The sequence below is a fragment of the Protofrankia sp. Cj3 genome, from assembly GCF_917627355.1.
In the GTDB taxonomy this organism is placed as follows: Bacteria; Actinomycetota; Actinomycetes; order Frankiales; family Frankiaceae; genus Protofrankia.
This window is the reverse complement of sequence record NZ_CAKJTR010000095.1, coordinates 1-19,273: the sequence shown is the minus strand read 5'-3', so window position 1 is coordinate 19,273 and position 19,273 is coordinate 1. Positions and strand designations below refer to the sequence as shown.

17 protein-coding genes are annotated in these 19,273 nt (G+C 67.8%); 12 read left to right on the top strand and 5 right to left on the bottom strand.

All coding sequences use genetic code 11. From position 1 onward, the window contains the following. The 3 genes from MJ783_RS14160 to MJ783_RS14150 form a co-directional block, all read left to right on the top strand. A partial coding sequence (locus MJ783_RS14160) for an NAD-dependent epimerase/dehydratase family protein (RefSeq protein WP_239310907.1) occupies positions 1 to 925 on the top strand: 925 nt, incomplete at its 5' end. Between the two features lie 569 nt (positions 926 to 1,494). Continuing rightward, positions 1,495 to 2,379, top strand: a complete 885-nt coding sequence (locus MJ783_RS14155; protein WP_239310906.1) for a lysophospholipid acyltransferase family protein — start codon at positions 1,495 to 1,497, stop codon at positions 2,377 to 2,379. Between the two features lie 81 nt (positions 2,380 to 2,460). Then, the gene (locus MJ783_RS14150) at positions 2,461 to 2,682 is read left to right on the top strand and encodes a hypothetical protein (protein ID WP_239310905.1); all 222 of its coding nucleotides are present in this window, start codon (positions 2,461 to 2,463) and stop codon (positions 2,680 to 2,682) included. Between the two features lie 103 nt (positions 2,683 to 2,785). Here the strand turns inward: MJ783_RS14150 and MJ783_RS14145 are convergent, their stop codons facing one another. Together MJ783_RS14145 and MJ783_RS14140 are read right to left on the bottom strand one after the other, a co-directional pair. Next, positions 2,786 to 3,688 carry an HAD family phosphatase gene (locus tag MJ783_RS14145; RefSeq protein WP_239310904.1) on the bottom strand — a complete coding sequence of 301 codons (903 nt, stop codon included), beginning with the start codon at positions 3,686 to 3,688 and terminating at the stop codon, positions 2,786 to 2,788. A gap of 687 nt (positions 3,689 to 4,375) precedes the next feature. Next, positions 4,376 to 5,173, bottom strand: a complete 798-nt coding sequence (locus tag MJ783_RS14140) for a sigma-70 family RNA polymerase sigma factor (RefSeq protein ID WP_239310903.1) — start codon at positions 5,171 to 5,173, stop codon at positions 4,376 to 4,378. Positions 5,174 to 5,632: 459 nt separating this feature from the next. On the opposite strand from MJ783_RS14140, the gene MJ783_RS14135 reads away from it, so the two are divergent. The 7 genes from MJ783_RS14135 to MJ783_RS14105 all read left to right on the top strand — a co-directional run bounded on the left by MJ783_RS14135 (position 5,633) and on the right by MJ783_RS14105 (position 12,803). Further along, positions 5,633 to 5,914, top strand: coding sequence for a glutaredoxin family protein (locus tag MJ783_RS14135; RefSeq protein ID WP_239310902.1), 282 nt, complete (start codon positions 5,633 to 5,635; stop codon positions 5,912 to 5,914). Between the two features lie 206 nt (positions 5,915 to 6,120). Beyond that, complete coding sequence (locus MJ783_RS14130; protein ID WP_239310901.1) at positions 6,121 to 6,987, top strand: redox-sensing transcriptional repressor Rex; 867 nt, start codon at positions 6,121 to 6,123, stop codon at positions 6,985 to 6,987. After that, positions 6,984 to 8,435 carry a glutamyl-tRNA reductase gene (locus MJ783_RS14125; protein WP_239310900.1) on the top strand — a complete coding sequence of 484 codons (1,452 nt, stop codon included), beginning with the start codon at positions 6,984 to 6,986 and terminating at the stop codon, positions 8,433 to 8,435. The genes MJ783_RS14130 and MJ783_RS14125 overlap by 4 nt, the downstream gene beginning before the upstream one ends. Beyond that, a complete protein-coding gene (hemC, locus tag MJ783_RS14120) occupies positions 8,432 to 9,484 on the top strand; it encodes a hydroxymethylbilane synthase (RefSeq protein WP_239310899.1) in 1,053 nt (350 codons plus the stop codon). The genes MJ783_RS14125 and hemC overlap by 4 nt, the downstream gene beginning before the upstream one ends. Positions 9,485 to 9,486: 2 nt before the next feature. Continuing rightward, positions 9,487 to 11,325, top strand: a complete 1,839-nt coding sequence (locus tag MJ783_RS14115; protein ID WP_239310898.1) for a uroporphyrinogen-III synthase — start codon at positions 9,487 to 9,489, stop codon at positions 11,323 to 11,325. Further along, positions 11,322 to 12,347, top strand: coding sequence for a porphobilinogen synthase (gene hemB, locus MJ783_RS14110; RefSeq protein ID WP_370651626.1), 1,026 nt, complete (start codon positions 11,322 to 11,324; stop codon positions 12,345 to 12,347). The genes MJ783_RS14115 and hemB overlap by 4 nt, the downstream gene beginning before the upstream one ends. Before the next feature lie 312 nt (positions 12,348 to 12,659). After that, the gene (locus tag MJ783_RS14105) at positions 12,660 to 12,803 is read left to right on the top strand and encodes a hypothetical protein (protein ID WP_239310897.1); all 144 of its coding nucleotides are present in this window, start codon (positions 12,660 to 12,662) and stop codon (positions 12,801 to 12,803) included. 375 nt (positions 12,804 to 13,178) lie between these two features. Here MJ783_RS14105 and MJ783_RS14100 read toward each other — a convergent pair whose 3' ends face one another. The 3 genes from MJ783_RS14100 to MJ783_RS14090 are packed head-to-tail and all read right to left on the bottom strand — an operon-like array spanning position 13,179 to position 17,126. After that, on the bottom strand, positions 13,179 to 14,210 hold the full coding sequence (locus tag MJ783_RS14100) for a PHB depolymerase family esterase (RefSeq protein WP_239310896.1): 1,032 nt from the start codon (positions 14,208 to 14,210) through the stop codon (positions 13,179 to 13,181). 19 nt (positions 14,211 to 14,229) lie between these two features. After that, a complete protein-coding gene (locus MJ783_RS14095) occupies positions 14,230 to 15,564 on the bottom strand; it encodes an acyltransferase (protein WP_239310895.1) in 1,335 nt (444 codons plus the stop codon). Next, positions 15,561 to 17,126, bottom strand: coding sequence for an AMP-binding protein (locus MJ783_RS14090; RefSeq protein WP_239310894.1), 1,566 nt, complete (start codon positions 17,124 to 17,126; stop codon positions 15,561 to 15,563). The genes MJ783_RS14095 and MJ783_RS14090 overlap by 4 nt, the downstream gene beginning before the upstream one ends. A gap of 255 nt (positions 17,127 to 17,381) precedes the next feature. Here MJ783_RS14090 and MJ783_RS14085 point away from each other — a divergent pair, with 255 nt between their 5' ends. Beyond that, positions 17,382 to 18,185, top strand: coding sequence for a phosphosulfolactate synthase (locus MJ783_RS14085; protein WP_239310893.1), 804 nt, complete (start codon positions 17,382 to 17,384; stop codon positions 18,183 to 18,185). Further along, the gene (locus MJ783_RS14080) at positions 18,169 to 18,570 is read left to right on the top strand and encodes a VOC family protein (RefSeq protein ID WP_239310892.1); all 402 of its coding nucleotides are present in this window, start codon (positions 18,169 to 18,171) and stop codon (positions 18,568 to 18,570) included. Before MJ783_RS14085 ends, MJ783_RS14080 begins: the two co-directional genes overlap by 17 nt. Positions 18,571 to 19,273 lie beyond the last annotated feature (703 nt).

The following is a 19,273-nucleotide window of genomic DNA, read 5'->3' as shown; positions in this document are numbered from 1 at the left end:
ACCGCATGGCGATCTCGGGTGTACGCAGTTTGTCCGCGCGGACATCCGTAATCCGTTGATCGCGAAGGTCATCGGCGCCGCCGCGGTCGACACCGTGCTTCATCTGAATGTCATCGCGACTCCGCTCGGTGCCGGGGGCCGGAGCGCGATGAAGGAAATCAACGTCATCGGCACCATGCAGCTGCTTGCGGCCTGCCAGAAGGCGCCGAGCGTTACAAAGGTGATCGTCAAGTCCACTACCACAATTTACGGATCGTCGCCCCGGGATCCGGCTTTGTTCACGGAAGAAATGGAACCGCGTGCTCTTCCCCGCGGTGGTTATAGCAAGGACGCCTTCGAGGTGGAGGGATACGTCCGAGGCTTCAGCCGGCGCCGGCCGGATGTCACTGTCAGCGTGCTGCGTTTCACGAACATCGTCGGCCCCGGAATTGACAGCCCGTTGACCCGTTACCTCGAGCTACCGGTTGTCCCGACGGTGCTCGGGTTTGACCCGCGCCTGCAGCTGTTGCACAGTGAGGACGCGCTCGGTGTGCTGACGAGGGCCGCGATCGAGGATCATCCCGGCACGTTCAACGTGGCGGGGGACGGCGTCCTCCTGCTGTCCCAAGCGGTACGGCGCGCGGGGCGGGCGCCGCTGCCGGTGCCGTCACCCGCCGTGGTGACGCTGGGAAACCTGGTTCGCCGGTCCCGGCTGCTGGACTTCTCCGCGGAGCAGCTCGGCTTCCTCGCGCACGGCCGTGCTGTCGATACGACCCGTTTGAAGCAGGTATTCGGCTATGTCCCGAGATTCACGACGCTGGAGACATTCGACGACTTTGTACGAGATCGCCCGATGCGTTTCGCGATCGACCGTGAGACTGTTATCCGGGTCGAACGCGGCTTGTTGGGCGTACTGGCGCGGCGCAGGCTTGTCGGGACGTCGTGACCCGGAGCCGCCCGCGGCGGTAGCCGTGCGGCGGGCGACGTCGGCTGCCGGGGACGGTGGCCGCCAGGGTCCGTGGTGGGCGACGGTCGCATGGTCATGTTTTTTCGGTCTGGCTCGGCAGGCGCATCTCAACGGCTGAGGAACCCTGGCAGCCCGCGGGCGCGGGGCAGGTCTGGTGAAAAGGCGGTCACTGGTGTGAGCGAAGCGCGGATCATCCAGCTTGGGAGTAAGGACGGGCGTGCCAGGACGGGGGCTGCCGCGCAGCGGCGTTCCCGGCAGCAGGGCCCGTCGGGCGTCGACCGGGGCGGCGAGACGGTCCCGGTTGAGGACGAGCCGATTGCCGACGTGCTTGCGACCGAGCGCATGACCGCGGCCGGCAATCCCCACCCGGACCCGGACCCAGCCGAGGCAGGCCGGGCCAAGACAGACCCGGTTGGTGAGGATCACGTCACGCCTGGTCGGAACGGGTCCGCGCGCGGCGCCCGGGACGGTGGTGGGGAGCTGACGGCCGCGCCGCGGGAGCCGGCCGCGCCGCGGGCGGCGAGAGCGATCCGGCGGGAGACTTGGGTATGGCCCCCGCATCGATGCTGCCCGCCGAACCGTTGGCCGATGCGGGCAGCCTCGAGCAGGCTCTCGCGGGTTTCCTCGCGTTTTTGCGGCGACGGATCACTGGCGACTACGTGGTCGACGAGCACGGCTTCGACGAGGATCTTACCGAGAACGTCATCGCGCCGTTGCTCCGGCCGATCTACCAGAACTACTTCCGGGTCGAGACCCGGGGGCTGGAGAACGTTCCGGACACCGGTGGCGCGCTCATCGTGGCCAACCATTCGGGTACGGTGCCGCTGGACGCGATGATGACCGCGCTGGCAATCATGGACCATCATCCGGCCCATCGACACCTGCGGATGCTCGCCGCGGATCTGGTGTTCGCCGTCCCGTTTCTCGCGCCGGTCGCACGCAAGACGGGTAACACCCTGGCCTGCCAGCCGGACGCGGAACGGCTGCTTGCGGGCGGCCACCTGGTCGGGGTGTGGCCGGAAGGCTTCAAGGGAATCGGGAAACCGTTCAGCGAGCGGTACAAGCTCCAGCGCTTCGGTCGTGGCGGGTTTGTCTCGGCCGCTTTGCGAGCCGGGGTCCCCATTATTCCCTGCACCATCGTCGGAGCCGAGGAAATTTATCCCATGATTGGGAATCTCCGGATGCTGGCCCGGCTGCTCGGGCTGCCCTACCTGCCGATCACCCCCACTTTTCCCTGGTTCGGGCTGTTCGGGCTGCTGCCTCTTCCGTCGAAATGGCTCATCGAGTTCGGTGAGCCCGTGGACACCGAATCGCTGACCCCGGCGGCGGCCGAGGACCCGATGTTGGTGTTCGAACTCACCGATCGTATCCGGGAGACGATCCAACATTCTCTCTACGGACTCCTGATGCAGCGTCGATCGGTATTCTTCTGACACATGACGACTGCGGACCGACCTCGCGCTCATGGTTTTTCCCAGGCGACCGGACGTTTCAGGGGATCCAGGCGGACGTGGGTGGCCCGCTGTTTCGTATTCGTTTACCTGCTGTCAGTAACCGCCGTGGTTGGCCTGCTGGCCGCGGTCGATGATGTTTTTCTGGCGAGCTGGCTGGCCGCGCTCGAGCTGGCCTCGGTTGTGACCATCGTTGTTGTGACCCGTGGCACGCCGCCCAGCCCGCCGCGGCCCACCCGGCTCGGTACGCCGAGAGATCCCGGTATGCCGAGTGGCCGCCGCTGACGACGCTGTCGGTTGTGGCTGTGGCTGTGGCATCGGTCAGTATGGCGGCGGGTGGCGGGCGGTGATGGGCGGTGATGGGCGGTGGGAGTGCCCGCGGCCAGGGTCAGCCGGCCGCGTCGCTGTATCGACGGCGCAGCGCCATGCCGGCCGCGACACTTCCGGCCAGCGCCCCCATACCGGCCGCTGTGGGCACTCCGATACGGGCGGCCTTGCGCGCGGTACGAAAGTCCTTGATCGGCCAGTCGCGTTCACGGGCGACGGCCTTCAGGTCAGGGTCTGGGTTGATTGCCACGGGATGGCCGACCAGCGACAGCATGGGCAGATCGTTGATGGAGTCCGAATACGCCCAGCACCGGGACAGATCCAGCTGCTCGCGTTCGGCCAGGGCCTGCACCGCGGCTGCCTTGGCCGGCCCGTGTAGTGGATCACCGACGAGATGGCCGGTATAACGCCCGGCCGCGACCTGGCTGACCGTTCCGAGCGCACCGGTGAGGCCGAGCCGCCTGGCGATGACAGCCGCCAGCTCGACCGGTGTGGCGGTGACGAGCCACACGCGTTGGCCTGCGTCGAGGTGCTGCTCGGCCAGCGCGCGAGTACCCGAGTAGATGCGCTCCGCCATCCGCTCGTCGTAGATCTCTTCGCCGAAGCGGACGATCTCGGCGACTTCGCGGCCGGCGACGAAGGCGAGTGCGGTCTCCTTGACGTCGCGCATCCCATCGGTGTTCTCCAGCCCTCGGACCCGGTAGGTCACGTGCTGCCAGCCGAACTTCAGCAGCTCCCGGGACTGGAAGAAGTCGCGCGCGGCAAGCCCGCGGGCGAAGTAGAAGATGGACGCTCCCATCATCATGGTGTTGTCCACATCGAAGAAGGCGGCCGCGGTCGGGTCGGGTGGCGCCTTGGCCGCGGACTCGGCGGCCGCCTTGAGCGCCGCGGTCGCGGCTGCTTCGGCATCGGCTCTGCGGGCGCGGTCGTCAGCTGTCCGTACCGGGCGTGATCGAAACCGCATCGTGATCTCCTGGACGTCCACGGCCCACGGGAGGGCCACGCTGTCACTGCGACCTGGGAAGCGTACGGTGCGCTGCGGCTGTGCGGCGGCACTCGGCGCCGGCCGTCGCCAGGTTCCCAGCAGCTGTTGGACGACATCGACGCCGCCGATGATCCGTCCCGTGGCGTTACGGCGTGTTCCGGAAGTCGTCGTGCAATCAGGGAGCCGCGTTCAGGCGGTTCCTGGCAAGGCCGCGGGCCACACCGGTACCGGATGAGCTGTATCGGTGTCGCCGAGAACGCGGCCAGGGGCCGCCTGGGCGTGGTGAGCCGGACAGATGGCTTTTGGGACACGCCCTGGAGGGCGCGATATTCACGGCGGGCTGCTGCGGGATCTCGGCTTCGCGCGCTGTGGTTCTGGCCCCGGCGGGCGCGCCGCACGGGCCGCGGACACACCCCGAACTCGGCACTCAGCAAGGCTGGATTCAGCTACAGGCGGAGATCGGAGTTTCGGCGATCAAATATCACCTGCGCGTAGCCGATATTAAAAAGATCTTTTTTTATGCTGTCGGTGACCCCCTTGGAGCGATGTGTACCCTGTACCCCCAAACTAGCCAGCAGGATGGGACGGGTCGCAACGACCGTTTGAACTCGCCCGGTTCCCGCTGGATGCTGGATGCATGACGAAACCGATCCGGCGGGGCCGGGCCTACGGGGCGGTATCCGCCGCGAAATAGCGAGCCAGGGACCGGACAGCCCGGTATTGAAGTGCCTTGACCGCGCCTTCGTTCTTGCTCATCGCCAATGCTGTCTCCCGTACGGAGAGCCCCTCCAGGAAGCGCAGCACGACGCATTCCCGCTGCTCGGGGTTGAGGGCCTGGACGGCGTCGAGCAGCTCCCTGTTCGTGACGCCGGCCAGGACCGACTCCTCCGGCCCGGAGACAAGCTGCGTGTCCGCGGCCGCCAGGATGTCATCGGTGGGGAACTCCATGCGGGTCCGGCGTGACTTTTTGTGGTCAATTATCAGGTTCCGGGCGATTGTGATGAACCATGCGCCGATGTCATGGCCCTGCCAGGTGAAGGTCCTGATGCCGCGCAGCGCGCGCAGAAACGTCTCGCTGACGATGTCCTCGGCCATCGCCCGGCTGCCGACCCGGTAGAACACATAGCGGAAGACCAGCTCCAGGTAGGAGTCATACAGCCGGCCGAAGGCCTCGTTATCCCCCTCCTGCGCGCGGCGCACGAGATCGGTGATGTCCGTTTCTGGCTGCGGGGAATGCTGGGATGGCGGTGGATCGGCCAGCTCGGAGGCATGGTGACCGCCATGGTGATCCGGGGATGCCGGCCGGATGCCGGACGGGCTGGCCGATCCCCCCGCGGCCGAGCTGGCCCGTAGCGGCCCGCCCAGCATGGCCGCGTGCGGGGTGTTCGCCATCGATGAGATCTCGGCACGCAGCGAGGCCAGGCCGATGGGGCCGGGAGCAGGGCACGACCAGGACCGGTTCATGGCGGGGATCCGCGCATGAACCGCAGCGGGGCCCGTGGCCGTCCACGTCCCCGGTATGCCTGGGACAGGGCGGCGGGCATACTGGCTCCGAAGGATCAACGAGGCTGAGTGAGGTAACGAGGCTGAGCGAGGTAGAGCGTGACCCGTTCAGGCCCGGGATCATCCGGACGCCCGTCGCATCGGGGCGGCCTGGCCGGAAAAGGCGCGATCATGGTTTTCTCGCGCCTCCGGCGACGACCATCAGGGACCCTGGACAGCCGAGTCTAGCTAACGATCCGGTACCAGGCGTGCATGGCAAGGTGAAGATGTGTGGTTGTCCCATGCGTCACGAGGAAGTGCCTTTGTGATTAGGTCGTGTTATTTAGAAAGATCCGCCTTGCCGGGGCGGGGCCTGACAGCCCGGGGCCTGACAGCCGGAGTGGCGTTACGGGCCGGCGCGGCCCGAGCTGGTGCCCTGCCGTGAGCGGCCAGCGGGGAAGCGTCCGGATCACCCTGGTGACCCGGGCCGGCTGCCATCTCTGTGAGGACGCGCGAATCGCGGTCGCTCGGGTGGCCGATGATGTCGGGGCCGGCTGGCAGGAGGTCGATGTCGATACGCGGGCTGATCTGCTCGATGCTTACGGTGACCGGGTGCCGGTGATTCTTGTGGATGGCCGGGAGCACGGGTATTGGCGGGTCGAGGAGGCGCGTCTTCGGCGTGCGTTGACCGGCGGTCGCTGGGGATGGTCTTCCCGCGCATAGCCGCCGACGATGTGCGGGCCCCGGGCTCGCTGGCGGGTCGCCGGCCGGCTGAGCACAAGATCACATCAACTTCGTGAACGCCTTCACGAAGTCGTAAACTCACCCGGACAGTCGTCTACCGGCGTCGTTCGACCGTGCAGCACCGCGAGGGGCGGACGGCAGGCGCCGCCGGCAGCCGGGCGCCTCAAGCGGTGCGGGAGTCGTACATGACTGAGCTTCGCCGGGCAGTGTCGGCCGTCCGTGCTCGCTCGCCAGTGCCAGCGGCAACAGTCGCCAGACTTCCGCTCTACCTGCGGGTTCTTACCTCGCTCGCCGACCGGGGGGTGCATACGGTGTCGTCCGAGACGCTCGCTTCAGCGGCCGGCGTGACCTCGGCGAAGGTGCGTAAGGATCTGTCTCATCTTGGTTCGTACGGAACGCGTGGCGTCGGTTACGGTGTGGCTCTTCTCCTTGGCCGCATCGCCGCTGAGCTCGGCCTGACCGAGGACCGTTCGGTGCTGCTGGTCGGGGTCGGCAATCTCGGCCACGCGCTCGCGGGATACGGCGGGTTCCAGTCCCGGGGGTTTCGCGTGGTCGCGTTACTTGACGTGGATCCCTGCCGGATCGGCGAATCGATCGGCGGCGTTGTGGTGCGTCCCCTCGACGAGCTGGAGGCCCTTGTCGAGGGGAATCAGGTCACCATCGGCGTGATCTGCACACCGGCGGCCGCCGCACAGGCTGTCTGTGACCGTCTTGTCGCCGCAGGGGTCACAAGCATTCTCAATTTCGCGCCGATCGTGCTGTCGGTACCGGTGGGAGTGGACGTGCGTAAGGTTGATCTTGCAGTGGAACTGCAGATTCTCTCGTTTCACGAGGCCCGGAAACGCCCCGTTTGCGCAACGGATGACCGTGCTGTAAAAGACGACCTTGCCGTGAGGGACGACGTGGGCGCACCCGTCAGCGGCGCCGGCGGCCAGGGCGAGCCCGTCGATTCCCGGATCGTGCTCATGACCCGCACCCCCGCCGAGCCGACACCGCGGCGCACCCGCGGTGGCAGCCCGTTTGTGGGTACCACCGGAGGGGACGGAGCATGAGCCTGCTTGCCGTGGGGCTCAATCACCGGACGGCACCGACGTCCATCCTGGAGATGGCTGCCGTCACCGATGACGATGTCCCGAAGGTGCTCCGCGATCTGTGCCAGGCCGCGTGCGTCGCCGAGGCCGTGGTGCTGTCGACCTGTAACCGCACCGAGATCTACGCCGAGGTGGAGACCTTCCACGGTGGCGTCGCGGACGTGTCCGACCAGCTCACCCGGATCACCGGGACAGAACTGTCGGATCTTGCTCCGCACCTGTACGTCCATCATGAGGCGCGGGCTGTGAGCCACCTGTTCTCGGTCGTCTGTGGCCTCGATTCGATGCTGGTGGGGGAGGCGCAGATCCTCGGGCAGGTGCGCGCGGCCTTCCGGGCGGCCCAGCTCGAGGCCAGCGCCGGAGCCACCCTCGGCGGTCTGTTCCAGACGGCGTTGCGCGTGGGCAAGCGTGCGCACAGCGAGACCGAGATCGGTTCGGCTGGAGCATCGATCGTCTCGGTGGGGATACACATGGCCGCGGCCGGGTGGCAGGCGATGGCGACCGTCCAGCCCGGCTTGGCGGGCACGACGGGGAGCGCGTCGGCGCCCGGGCCCACGCTGGGTGCCAGGTCGCTGGATGCCGCGGATCGGGTGGCGCCGGCCGGCACGTTGCCCGTGATCGACATGCCCGCGATCGACGCGCTTGCCGGCCGTCGGGTCCTGCTGGTGGGAGCGGGGGCCGTGGGATCTCTGGCTGCGGCGGTGGCGCGGCGGGCAGGCGCGGCCGATCTCGTGGTCGCGAACCGCACCCCGGCACGAGCTCGACGAATAGTCGAGGCCTACGCGGCTGAGCTGGTCGGGCTCACGCAGGTGGCGCTGGAGCTGGACCGGGCCGACCTGGTGATCACGTCGACAGGGGCGGCCGGGCTTATCCTGACCCGCCAGACGATCGCCGAGTCGATGGCCCGCAGGGGAGGGCGGCCGCTGGTTCTGCTGGACCTCGCTCTTCCCCGGGACGTCGACGTGACCGTTTGTGATCTTCCGGGCGTCACCCTGATCGATCTCGACACCCTGCGGACCGCCCTCGACGGGCGGCAGGTTGCCAGCGACGTCGAGTCGGTACGGGCGCTGGTGGCCTCCGAGGTCGGCGCCTATCTTGATCGATGTCGTGCGCACCGCGTCGCGCCGACTGTCGTGGCGCTTCGGGCGCAGGCCGCCGCTGTCGTCCGCGATGAGCTCGACCGGCTGCAGACCCGCCTGCCAGATCTTTCTCCCCGGGACCGGGCGCTGGTGGAGGGGACGGTGCGGCGGGTGGCGGACAAGCTGTTGCATGCGCCGACCGTGCGGGTGCAACAGCTCGCCGCCTCCCCTGGGGGCGACACCTATGCCGAGGCACTGCGTGAGCTGTTCGACCTCCCTCGGGAAGCGCCGGCCGTCGTATCCGCACCTGATCTACGAGAGGCACCATGACGAGCGGGAAGCTCCGGCCGGGTCGGACAGCGGGCGCTGGGCCCGTCCTGGGCGGCGATGGGCGGGGGGATGTGCTGCGGCTGGGCACGCGGGGCTCGGCGCTGGCCATCGCGCAGTCCGCCACGGTGGCGGGCTGGCTGCGGGAACGGCTGGGCCGCCAGGTCGAGCTGGTGCGCATCGTGACCGCTGGAGACAGCTCCCAGGAGGCGATCAGCCAGCTCGGCGGGACTGGCGTATTCGTGAGCGCGCTGCGCGAAGCGCTGGTGGCCGGCAAAATTGATCTTGCCGTCCACTCGCTGAAGGATCTGCCGACGGCGACACCGGACGGACTTGTGATCGCGGCCGTTCCGCCGCGCGCGGATCCCCGTGATGTCATCGTCGCGCCGAGCGGCCGGATGCTGGCCGAGTTCGGGCCCGGGACCAGGGTTGGTACCGGCTCGCCCCGGCGGGCGGCGCAGCTGCGGGCCCTCGGGCTCGGGCTGAATGTCGTCCCGATCCGAGGTAATGTCGATACCCGAATAAAGAAGGCGATCGACGGAGCGGTCGACGCGGTTGTGCTCGCCCATGCCGGGCTGGACCGGCTGGACCGGCTGGACGCGGTGACCGAGGTGCTGGATGCGGATGTGATGCTGCCAGCCGCTGGGCAGGGTGCGCTGGCGATCGAGTGCGTGGGTGATCCTGACGCCCTTGACGGCATTGTCAATCGGGTCGACCTGTACCGACGTGAAGGCACTCTCGCCGAGCTGCTACGGTTTGCGCTGGACGACCCACTGTCGCGCACTGCTGTCGCTGCCGAGCGTGCTTATCTGGCTGCCATCGAGGCCGGTTGTAGCGCACCGGTCGGCGCTCTTGCCGACGTTGCGGTGACGCCCGATGGAGCAATGGCCGCCGGTGCCATCCGGCTACGGGCGGTGGTTGCGTCGCCGGAGGGGAACGGTGTTCTCCGGCGCGTGGTCACCGGGCCCGCTGACCACCCGGAGGCGCTGGGAGAGCGCCTCGCGGACGAGATGTTGTCCGCTGGAGCACAGACGTTGATGGGAAATTTCTGATCATGGCCACCCGCCGCACGAAGAAGCCCCTGATCCCAGTCGCTCTCGTTGGAGCCGGCCCGCGCGATCCTGACCTGCTGACCGTTCTCGCCACGGAGACGCTGGCCGCCGCCGATTCGGTAATCGTTGATCCCGATGTCGCTGCTGAGATTGTCGCGAAGCTTCCCGGCGAGGTGCTGCGTATCGGCGATTCCGCACTGGTGAAACCAATCATGGACGCGGACGCGGCAACCGCCGCGGTCGTCGCGCGGGCCCGGGCGGGGGAACGGGTCGTCCGGCTGTACGCGTCGGATCCATGGCTCACCGGGATCGGTGCTGCCGACGCGCAGGCGCTGGCCAAGGCCAAGATTCCCTTCCGGGTGGTGCCCGGGATCCTGACCGGCGCCGCGGTCGCCGCCTACTCGGGGGTCGCCCCCGGGCTTCCGGTCACCTTCGCGAGCACGGCGGGAGTGTTCTCCGCCAGCGGGGTGCAGCCGACCATCGCCCCGTCGGCGGACACCCCGGGTATGGCGTTGGGCGCGGCGACGTACGGGGCCAGCCGCCTCGGCGGGCGTGGCCTGGCCGACCTGGGTGGTTCCGGCGTGGGTGGTTCCGGCGTGGGTGGAACGGCGCTCGGTGGTCCGGGCCTGACGGCGCCACCGCTGGGCGCGTCGCTCGGGATCGGCGGGATCGGCGCGGGCCTGGGGCTCACGGGCGCGCCCGGCGCGAACATCGACTGGGTCTCCCTCGCGCAGGCACCCGGCACCCTGGTGATGACGGCGGTCTCGAACGAGGTCGGCAAGGTCGCGGCGGCGCTTGTCGAGCAGGGCCGACCGGGCGACACACCCGTCGCTGTGACGGTGGACGGCACCACCACCGACCAGCGGACGGTTTCCTCGACGCTGGACCGGATCGAGGCCGATGCGGCGCCCGTCATCGCGAACGCACCCTGTGTCGTGATGGCGATCGGGGCCGCGGTCGCGGCCCGGGGCAAGCTGTCCTGGTGGGAGTCGCGGGCACTGTTCGGCTGGACGGTTCTGGTGCCGCGGACCAAGGAGCAGGCGGCCATCCTTTCGGATCTGTTGCGCTCGCACGGCGCAAGCCCGCTGGAGGTGCCGACGATCGCGGTGGAACCACCGCGGACAGCCGCCCCGATGGAGCGCGCGATCACCGGCCTGGTGTCCGGCCGTTACCAGTGGGTCGCCTTCACCTCTGTCAACGCGGTCCGTGCCGTCCAGGAGAAGGTCGAGGAACGCAGCCTGGACGCCCGCGCGTTTGCCGGTGTCAAGGTGGCCGCGATCGGTGAGGCGACCGCGGACGCGCTGCGTGCCTTCGGCATCCGGCCAGATCTTGTTCCTTCCGGCCAGCAGTCCAGTGAGGGGCTGCTGGCGGACTGGCCCGAGTACGACGACGTGTTCGACCCGCTCGACCGGGTGCTGCTGCCCCGGGCCGACATCGCTACCGAGACGCTGGTCGCGGGTCTGAAGGACCGGGGCTGGAACGTCGACGACGTCACGGCCTACCGCACGGTGCGCGCCGCGCCGCCGCCGGCTCCGATCAGGGAGGCGCTCAAGGGCGGTCGGGTGGATGCCGTGGTGTTCACGTCCTCCTCGACCGTGCGCAACCTGGTCGGGATCGCCGGCAAGCCGCACGAGACCACCGTGATCGCGGTGATCGGACCGCAGACCGCGGCCACCGCGGCCGAGCTGGGTCTGCGGGTCGACGTCCAGGCGGCAGAGGCGACCATCCCGTCGCTGGTGCAGGCGCTGGCGGACTTCGCCGCCGAGCACCGTGAGGAACTGGGCAAGGTCGGTCCGCTCGCCGCCCGGCTGCCCAAGGCCCGGCGTGGTTCCCGGCGGTGACCGGGCTGCCGGGCGCTGCTGATCATATCGTTGGTGATCGCGTCGCCTTCCCGCTGGCCCGGTCCCGCCGGCTGCGCCGCGGCGCGGCCCTGCGCCGGTTGGTGTCCGATGTGCGGTTGCATCCGGCCGACCTCGTGCTTCCGCTGTTCGTCAAGGAGGGCATCGACGCCCCGACGCCCATCGCCTCGATGCCTGGTGTCGTGCAGCACACCCGGGAGTCGCTGCGCAAGGCCGCGTCCGAGGCGGCTCGGGCCGGCGTCGGCGGGTTGATCCTCTTCGGCATCCCCGCGAACAAGGACGGGCGTGGTTCGGCCGCGGATGATCCGTCTGGCATCGTGCAGCTGGCCCTTGCCGATCTTGTCGCCGAGGTCGGTGGCGACATTGTGATCATGACGGACCTGTGCCTGGACGAGTACACCGACCACGGCCACTGCGGTCTGCTGACCGAGGACGGCGAGGTCGACAACGACGCGACTCTGGCGCGGTACGGCTCGATCGCGCTGGCTCAGGCCCATGCGGGTGCTGAGGTGGTCGCGCCGAGCGGAATGATGGACGGCCAGGTGGGCGCGATTCGCGTGGCACTCGACGCGGGCGGGTACTCGGAGATACCGATCCTTGCCTACTCGGCGAAGTACGCCTCGGCCTTCTACGGCCCCTTCCGGGACGCGGCCGAGTGCACGCCGCGCTTCGGGGACCGTGCCGGCTACCAGCAGGACCCGGCCCGCTCGGCCGGTGAGGCACTGCGCGAAGTCGCCCTCGACCTCATCGAGGGCGCGGACGCCGTGATGGTGAAGCCGGCGTTGGCCTATCTCGATGTTGTGGCGGCGGTCGCCGCCGCTGTGGACGTGCCGGTTGCCGCCTACCAGGTGTCCGGCGAGTACGCGATGGTTGAGGCCGCGGCGGCGAACGGCTGGATCGACCGGGAGCGCGCCATCACCGAGACATTGACGGCTGTCCGCCGGGCGGGCGCGGACATCATCCTGACGTACTGGGCGACCGAGGTGGCCCGGCGCCTGCGTTGATCCGTCCGGGCCACTTCCTGGCGGCTCCGTTCCTGCCGGGCTCAGAGCGTCCGGCAACAGGGGAGTGGGTCAACGAGCGGGGCTGGGGTCCGTGCATCCGTGCATCCGTGCATCGCGAGGCGGCGCGGGGAGCCACCGGAGGTGTTGGGTGGCGACCGATGAGCCGGGGTACCCGTGCATCGCGCAGCGATGGACGGGGAGCGATGACGCGAGGCGCGTGCCCTGGCCCCATCCCTGGACGAACGTGTCCTCACGGCTGCACGGGCGGCGGCGACGGCCAAGGGGGTCAGCCTGTCGGCCTGGATGTCACAGGTGATCGATCACCACATCGGCATCCAGGAGGGCCTTGCGGCCGTCCGTGAGTACGAAGCCGAGCACGGCCCCATCCCCCCGGACGCGCTGCGGCGGGCCGACGAGATTCTCGATCGGCTCGGAGTCGGGAGAAGATCCCGATGACGGAGGAGGAAGGTGGAGTCACGTACGACACCGGCACCCTTCTGGCGGCTGAAGCGGGTGATCGTGAGATGTGGGCGCTGCATCGGCGGATCCTGGAACGTGAGGTTCGTCCGGTCATTTCTCCGCGCCAAGCGAAATGCTGGCCGGCCGTATTCTGATCGGAATTTTCGTTTCTCATCTCGATACGTACTAAAGGGAATCTAGGCTACTGGACTTTAGCACGTGCCCTGACCTGCTATATTGCGATTGCCTTCGGTCCAGTAACCCCATTTCGGATTAGTAGCCAGCTGAAAATCATGTGATCATGAATGGCTCGTATCCCGCAGTCCCAGGGTGCGCGGCCTGAGTAGGTGCCCGATATCCGTCGAGCCGCAGTCACCCTGGTCCATGGGTGGCGCGAGCGACCGTGGCGGCGGGTGGGTTTGGCGGGGCCGGTACGTCCGGCAGACCGGTGAAGAAATCCCAGATGACGGTGGCGGCGCTGGCCGCGGCCGCTACCCGCGGCTGAGCCGGCCAGGCATGCGGTAGATCGTGATAAATGACGGTGGCAACCGCGGTGTGGTTCCGGCATTCGCGCCATGTCAGGATCTCGGCCGGGCCCACTCGGCCTGTCGTCGTCGGCCGTGCCGAGCAGCCGTCCCGATCATGCCAGAGCTGGACGGCCGCGGCCACCGACATCAGCGGTGGCCGGGCCAGCCGCGTTCCCTGGTAGGGAAGCACCTGGTCGGCGGTGCCGGCGGCGAGCAGCACCGACACCGCGCCCCCCTGCGCGCACGGCACCAGCGGGACCGCTCCGTAGGTCGCGATCCCGGCGAACGCCGCAGGGTCCTCACAGGCCATCCGGAGGGCGAGCTTCCCACCGTTGCTGTAGCCGACGAGGTAGATGCGGCTCGTGTCGATCTGCTCTCCGTGCAGCACCGCGGCAACCACGTTGTGCACGAAGGCCGGGTCGTCCGGCCGTGAACGGCCCGCCGTTCCGCAACAATCGCCGCCGGCGTTCCAGGACAGGCCGAGGCCCGTGGGTACGGCAAGGATCGCGCGGCCTTCGGCCACGAGCGGAGCGAGCCCACTCAACGACACCATCGCGGCTGGCGTCAGCCCGCGGCCGTGCAGAAGTATCACCAAGGGCAGCCGGCCAACGGATTGAACCGGCCGCAGCAACAGGTAGATGCGTCGCAATCCATTTACCGTGATCGTTCTTGTGCTCTGGTTCATCAGCGTCTGGGCGGCGGTTCTGACGGTGCCGGTTTCACGTCGCGACGGCGAAGGCGACTGGCTGGAGGCGGCCGAGATGCTTATCGTGGCCGGTTTTGTGTGGCCCGCACGAGCGATGAGTTCTGTCAGCGTCACGAAGAGCAGCATCGCTGCCAGGGTGGCCAGGAGGAGTTTCTTGCGCCGGAAGGTCATCGTCCGGCCGGGCCGGCTGTTACTGATCGGAGGATCGGATCGCGGGCGCGAGAGAACGTGGTCGCGTCGATGCCGTTGGCGCGGGAACCGAGGGCCGCTTCGGGCCGGTCTTCGCGCCGGTGCGCCTTGGTCGTCGCCGGGGCCGGCCGGATACCGCCAGGCTCAGCGGCGTGGGCCGGCAGAGCGCAACCACCGCCGCCGACAGGAACAGCGTCGCTGACATCGCCGACAAGGTCGACCACGGCGGGGGAAGTGTGCGAGGAAGGAGAGCCAGCACACCCGGCAGGATGGCCGGATGGACGAGATAGATGCCGAAGGACAGCTCCGAACCCCTGCGCATGAGCGAGTCCAGACGTCCTGGCCGCCGTTTGTGTTCCCATATCGCGCCCAGGGCGAACAGGGCCATGATGCTCGTTACCCCCCATGGCACCATAATGGGCTGAAAGACCGATGCGGCGTCAAATGGTGCTTGTCCATGGTGGCGTGCGATCGTGTAGCAGAGCTCGGCGGCGCCCGCGGCCAGCGCCGCGCTCAGCATCGTGAGCACGATGTGCCGGCTCATCCAGTCACGGAAGCGATCGCCGTGGACCGCGGCCAGCGCACCGGCGACAAGCCAGAACTGGTACATCGCGAACAGCTCGTGGCAGTGCTGTTCCAGTATGCCGGCCACCCCGGGCCACGGCCGGCCGTAGCGGACCTCCGCCAGAGTCGCGATCTGGAGCAGGGCGCTTCCTGCCAGTAGCTGCCAATGGTAGCCGGCCGTGCGGCGCACAAGACGCGCCAGCAGCGGGTACAGCAGGTACACCTGCAGCGTGACCAGTAGGAAATACATGTGGTACCAGGCATCACCGGTGATTAAGTCGTAGCCGAGAGTGCGTGCGGAGGCGGATATCTGACCGTCGGCAAGTTGCCGTACCAGCACCGGGCTGGCATAGGCGACGGTCCAGACCACATAGGGCACTCCGACGAGCAGGAAACGACGCCGCCAGAACCGGCCCAACGCGAGCGGCCGGTCGTAATGGGTGTGGAACAGCACGAAGGTGGTGAGGAAGAAGAACGCCTCACGGGTGAAGTGCAGCAGCATGAGTGCCGCGTTGCCGCCGACGCTCTGGAACGGGTTCGTGCCGCCCGTCGTGTGGACGCCGACCACCGCGACAAAGGTCAGCAGACGGACCAGGTCGACGTCGTGAAGATGCGCCCGCCGGCTGGCGGCGGCTGTACTGCCGATCAGCGGCCCCGGTTCCGCTGGCCCTGTTGGGGCCGCTTCCGCTCCCGCTGGCGCCGTTCGGGGCCGGTGGAGGGCGTCCGGCGCCTCGGTGGCGGCCCGTACCGGGCTGGATGTCGCTGTCGTCATGAGAGTCCGTTCGTACAGCCGAGCCGGTCGCGCAGCCGTCGGCTTCCATCGAGGCGGCTTCCATCGAGGCGGCTGCCGGCGAGCCGCCGCATCACCTTGCCGGTGGGCCCGACCGGCAGCGCGTCGACAAGGTCGATGGTGACGGGACGTTTGAAACGGTCCAGCGCTGACTCACAGCGGGCGGCCAAGTCGGCGGCGAGGCCCTCGCCGGCCCCGGTGGCCGGTACCACCAGCGCAACCGGCGTCTGTCCGAGGACCGGATCGGGGCGGCCGACAACCACGGCCGCGCTGACTCGGGGATCGGCCAGGAGGACTTCCTCGACCTCCCGCGGGAAGATTTTCTCGCCACCTCTGTTAATCACATCGTCGGTGCGGCCGACCAGGAACAGGTACCGATCTGTGTCGAGGTACCCCAGGTCGCCGGTATCCAGCCAACCGTGGACGTCGATCCGTTCGTTGCCCGCCTCGCCCACATACGCTCTGATCACTCCTGCGCCGCGGATCTGGACATGACCGGTGACACCCGCGGGGCATTCCTGCCCGTCCTCGTCGACCACGCGTACCTCGGTGGCGACCGGTAGCCCGACCGAGCCGGCCTTGCGTACTCCCCGCAGCGGATTGGCCGTTATCTGGCTGGCCGCCTCGGTCATGCCATAGGTCTCCAGCACCTCGATGCCGGTGGCCTGCTCGAACGCGTGCAGCACCGCGACAGGCAACGCCGCCGACGCGGACCGGACAAAACGCACCCTGGTCGAACGCGCCTGCCCAGCATCCGGATCACGGGCGAGGATCGTCACCATGGCCGGCACGGCGTTGATCCAGGTCACGTTGTGCTCGACGATCCGCCGCCAGAATCCCCGCCGGTGGAAGCGCGTGTCCAGCACCATCGCGCCGCCCGCGACCAGGGTGGCGAGCAGCCCCACCACCTCGGCGTTGACGTGGAACAGAGGCAGCGGGCAGAAACCGATGTCGGCACGGGTGAGGGCGTGGTGGCCGGCCACCGCGTGCGCGACGTGGCTGAGCTGCGCCTCAGCCAGGAAGATCTGTTTGGCGGTACCCGTGGTACCTGAGGTGGACAACAGCACACCACCGTCACCCCCCGGAGCCACACCGTGGTAGCCGGTCCGAGCTGGGCACGGGGCGATCTGCTGGACGCCAGCTGCTGGGGGCAGGCCCTGGTCTGTGACCACCGCGGCGGGCCGGGCCAGGGCAAGTATCCGCCGCAGCTCCGCCGGGGGAGCGCTCGGGCTCAGCGGGACGGCGTGGCGCCCGCTGGTGATAGCCGCGAGGTAGGCGGTGGCGAAGTCCACCGGGTCGGAGACGGCGATTGCCACCCGCTGCCCAGGCCGACAGCCGGCGCGGTCGAGTTCCGACCACCAGTCACGTATCGTCGTGTTGAGTTCACCGTAGCGCAGGCTGTGGCCACTGCCCGCATCCGTGAGAAAGACGCGATGGGGATGATCTCGGCTGCGAGCCTCCACCAGATCGATCATGCGGTGGCGGCCCGCGGACGACCGCTTTTCTAGATCCATCGAACGAGGATTGCCAAGGACAGCAGGCACGCTCGCATCCTTCTCGAACAACGTTAACGAAACCCCGGAACTCGATGAGAGCTTACTGATGGATCCGTCGACAGGTCATGATTACCCGACCGGTAGGATTACGCTGTCCGCCCGATCTTTTCAGTAAGCTCACAGGCGGCGTTAAAGGCGTTTTCATGTAGTGGGAGAAGGGTGGGGTGGCATTTGGCGCGCGTGGTGATTTCGCCCCGCCTGCCGGATCCCCGATCGGCGAGTACCGCTCCAGGAGGCCGCAGTATGATCATCAGTGCTCTCGCGCTGCCCGCGCGCCAGTCGAAACCGCGTTCCCGTGGAATTACCTTGGTGATCGACAATGGCCTGCCGACCGGCTACTTCTGTGATGCTGTTGTCAGCTTTAGTGATCATATCGACCTCGTGAAGTTCGGGTGGGGCACCTCGCTCGTGACAGCCGGCCTCGCGAACAAGATCAATTGTCTGCGCACTCTGGGTATCGATTTCTTCTTCGGTGGCACCTTGTTCGAAAAGCATATTCTGCAGAACCGTTTTGACGATTTCCGGGGACTGTGCCACGAGCAGGGCTGCCGGTATGTGGAGGTGTCGAACGGGACGATCGACCTTGGCGTCGAGGAGAAAGCGAGTTATGTTTCCAAGCTCGCCGACGAGTTCATCGTGCTGAGCGAGGTCGGGTTCAAGGACGCCGAACGTTCCGAGCGCCAGTCACCGTCCCGGTGGCTCGCGGCGATCCGGACCGATCTGCATGCCGGCGCTCATCTGGTGATTCTGGAAGCCCGCGAGAGCGGCACCAGCGGCATCTGCCGGCCAGACGGGCAGCTGCGGTTCGGCCTGATCGAGGACATCCTGGATTCCGACGTGCCAGTGGATCGACTTGTGTTCGAGGCTCCCACCAAGATCCTGCAGGCCCACTTCATCCGCCGGGTCGGTCCGGAGGCCAATCTCGGGAACGTACACGCGGCCGACATCGTGGGCCTGGAGACGCTGCGGCTCGGGCTCCGGTCGGACACGCTGCTGGCCTTCGAGCCGGCGGGCGAACAGGGAGCGAACCGTGCGGAACACCGCTGATACCTTTCACCTCGCCATACCCGTGACAGACCTGGCGCTGGCCGAGCGATTCTACGTCGATCTGCTCGGCTGCCGGCTCGCCCGCCGCTATGCCGACCGGATCACGCTTGACTTCTTCGGCGACCAGCTTGTCTGCCACCTCAGCCCCGATTATGAACCGGGCGAGCTGGCGTTGTACCCGCGCCATTTCGGCGTGACATTCCGGGACGGTGCCGACTTCGACGCGCTCCTGCGCCTGATCGAACTGCGTAAGGTGCCGGTCTTCCAGTGCGAACAGGTACGTTTCGCCGGGCTGGTCGAACAGCATCGGACCGTGGTGCTGCGCGACCCTGCGGATAACCTGCTTGAGTTCAAACATTATGTTGACCCGCGGATGATGCACTGATCCTCGGGATGGCGTGTCGTCGGCTTTTGTCACACTAAATTGATCATGATTACTGGCTGCGCCTGATGGCGGGCATACCTCGGCGGGCTCCGTTGCCAGCCGGTCGGTTGCCCGTGCCCGCCATCATGGTGGCGTGTCGCGTCCTGTTACGGTCCGCGGTTTGGCGGTTTCAGAACGCAGCTCAAGCGCGGTTGGCCTTGCTTGCCGTCCCTGAGAGCGCGTTTGAGATCGTCATTCCGGCTCGCCGCGTCCAGGCGCCCCCTGGCCGCGTTGTCGGCCGAACCGATACACCTCATCCGGTATCGCTTCGGCCTTCTGCCTTGCCAGGGGGCGCCTGGACGCGGCTCACTGATCGAAAGCCCGATCTCAAACACGCTCTGAGGCACGTGGACTCGACCGGCATTTGGAGCGGTCCGCCAACTGACTCGTCTCCGCGGGCATCGCTGCGTGTGTGCTCCGGCCTTGATCTTTCGCTGAGGTGGCGGACTCGTCCCCTTGGTCACAATCTAGCCATTCTGGTCATGCTCTCCTGGTCATGAACACAGTTGCGGCTGCGGCTGCGGCTGCGGCTATCGTGGCGCCGGGCGCCGGTGGGTTGCGCCCCTGTCGTCGGGCCGGCGTGGTGGAGCCCATGGCGACCGGGCTAATATTCGTAGCTTGCACGAACAAATGTTCGATTTTGTGGGCGTTTCGGGTTATCGTT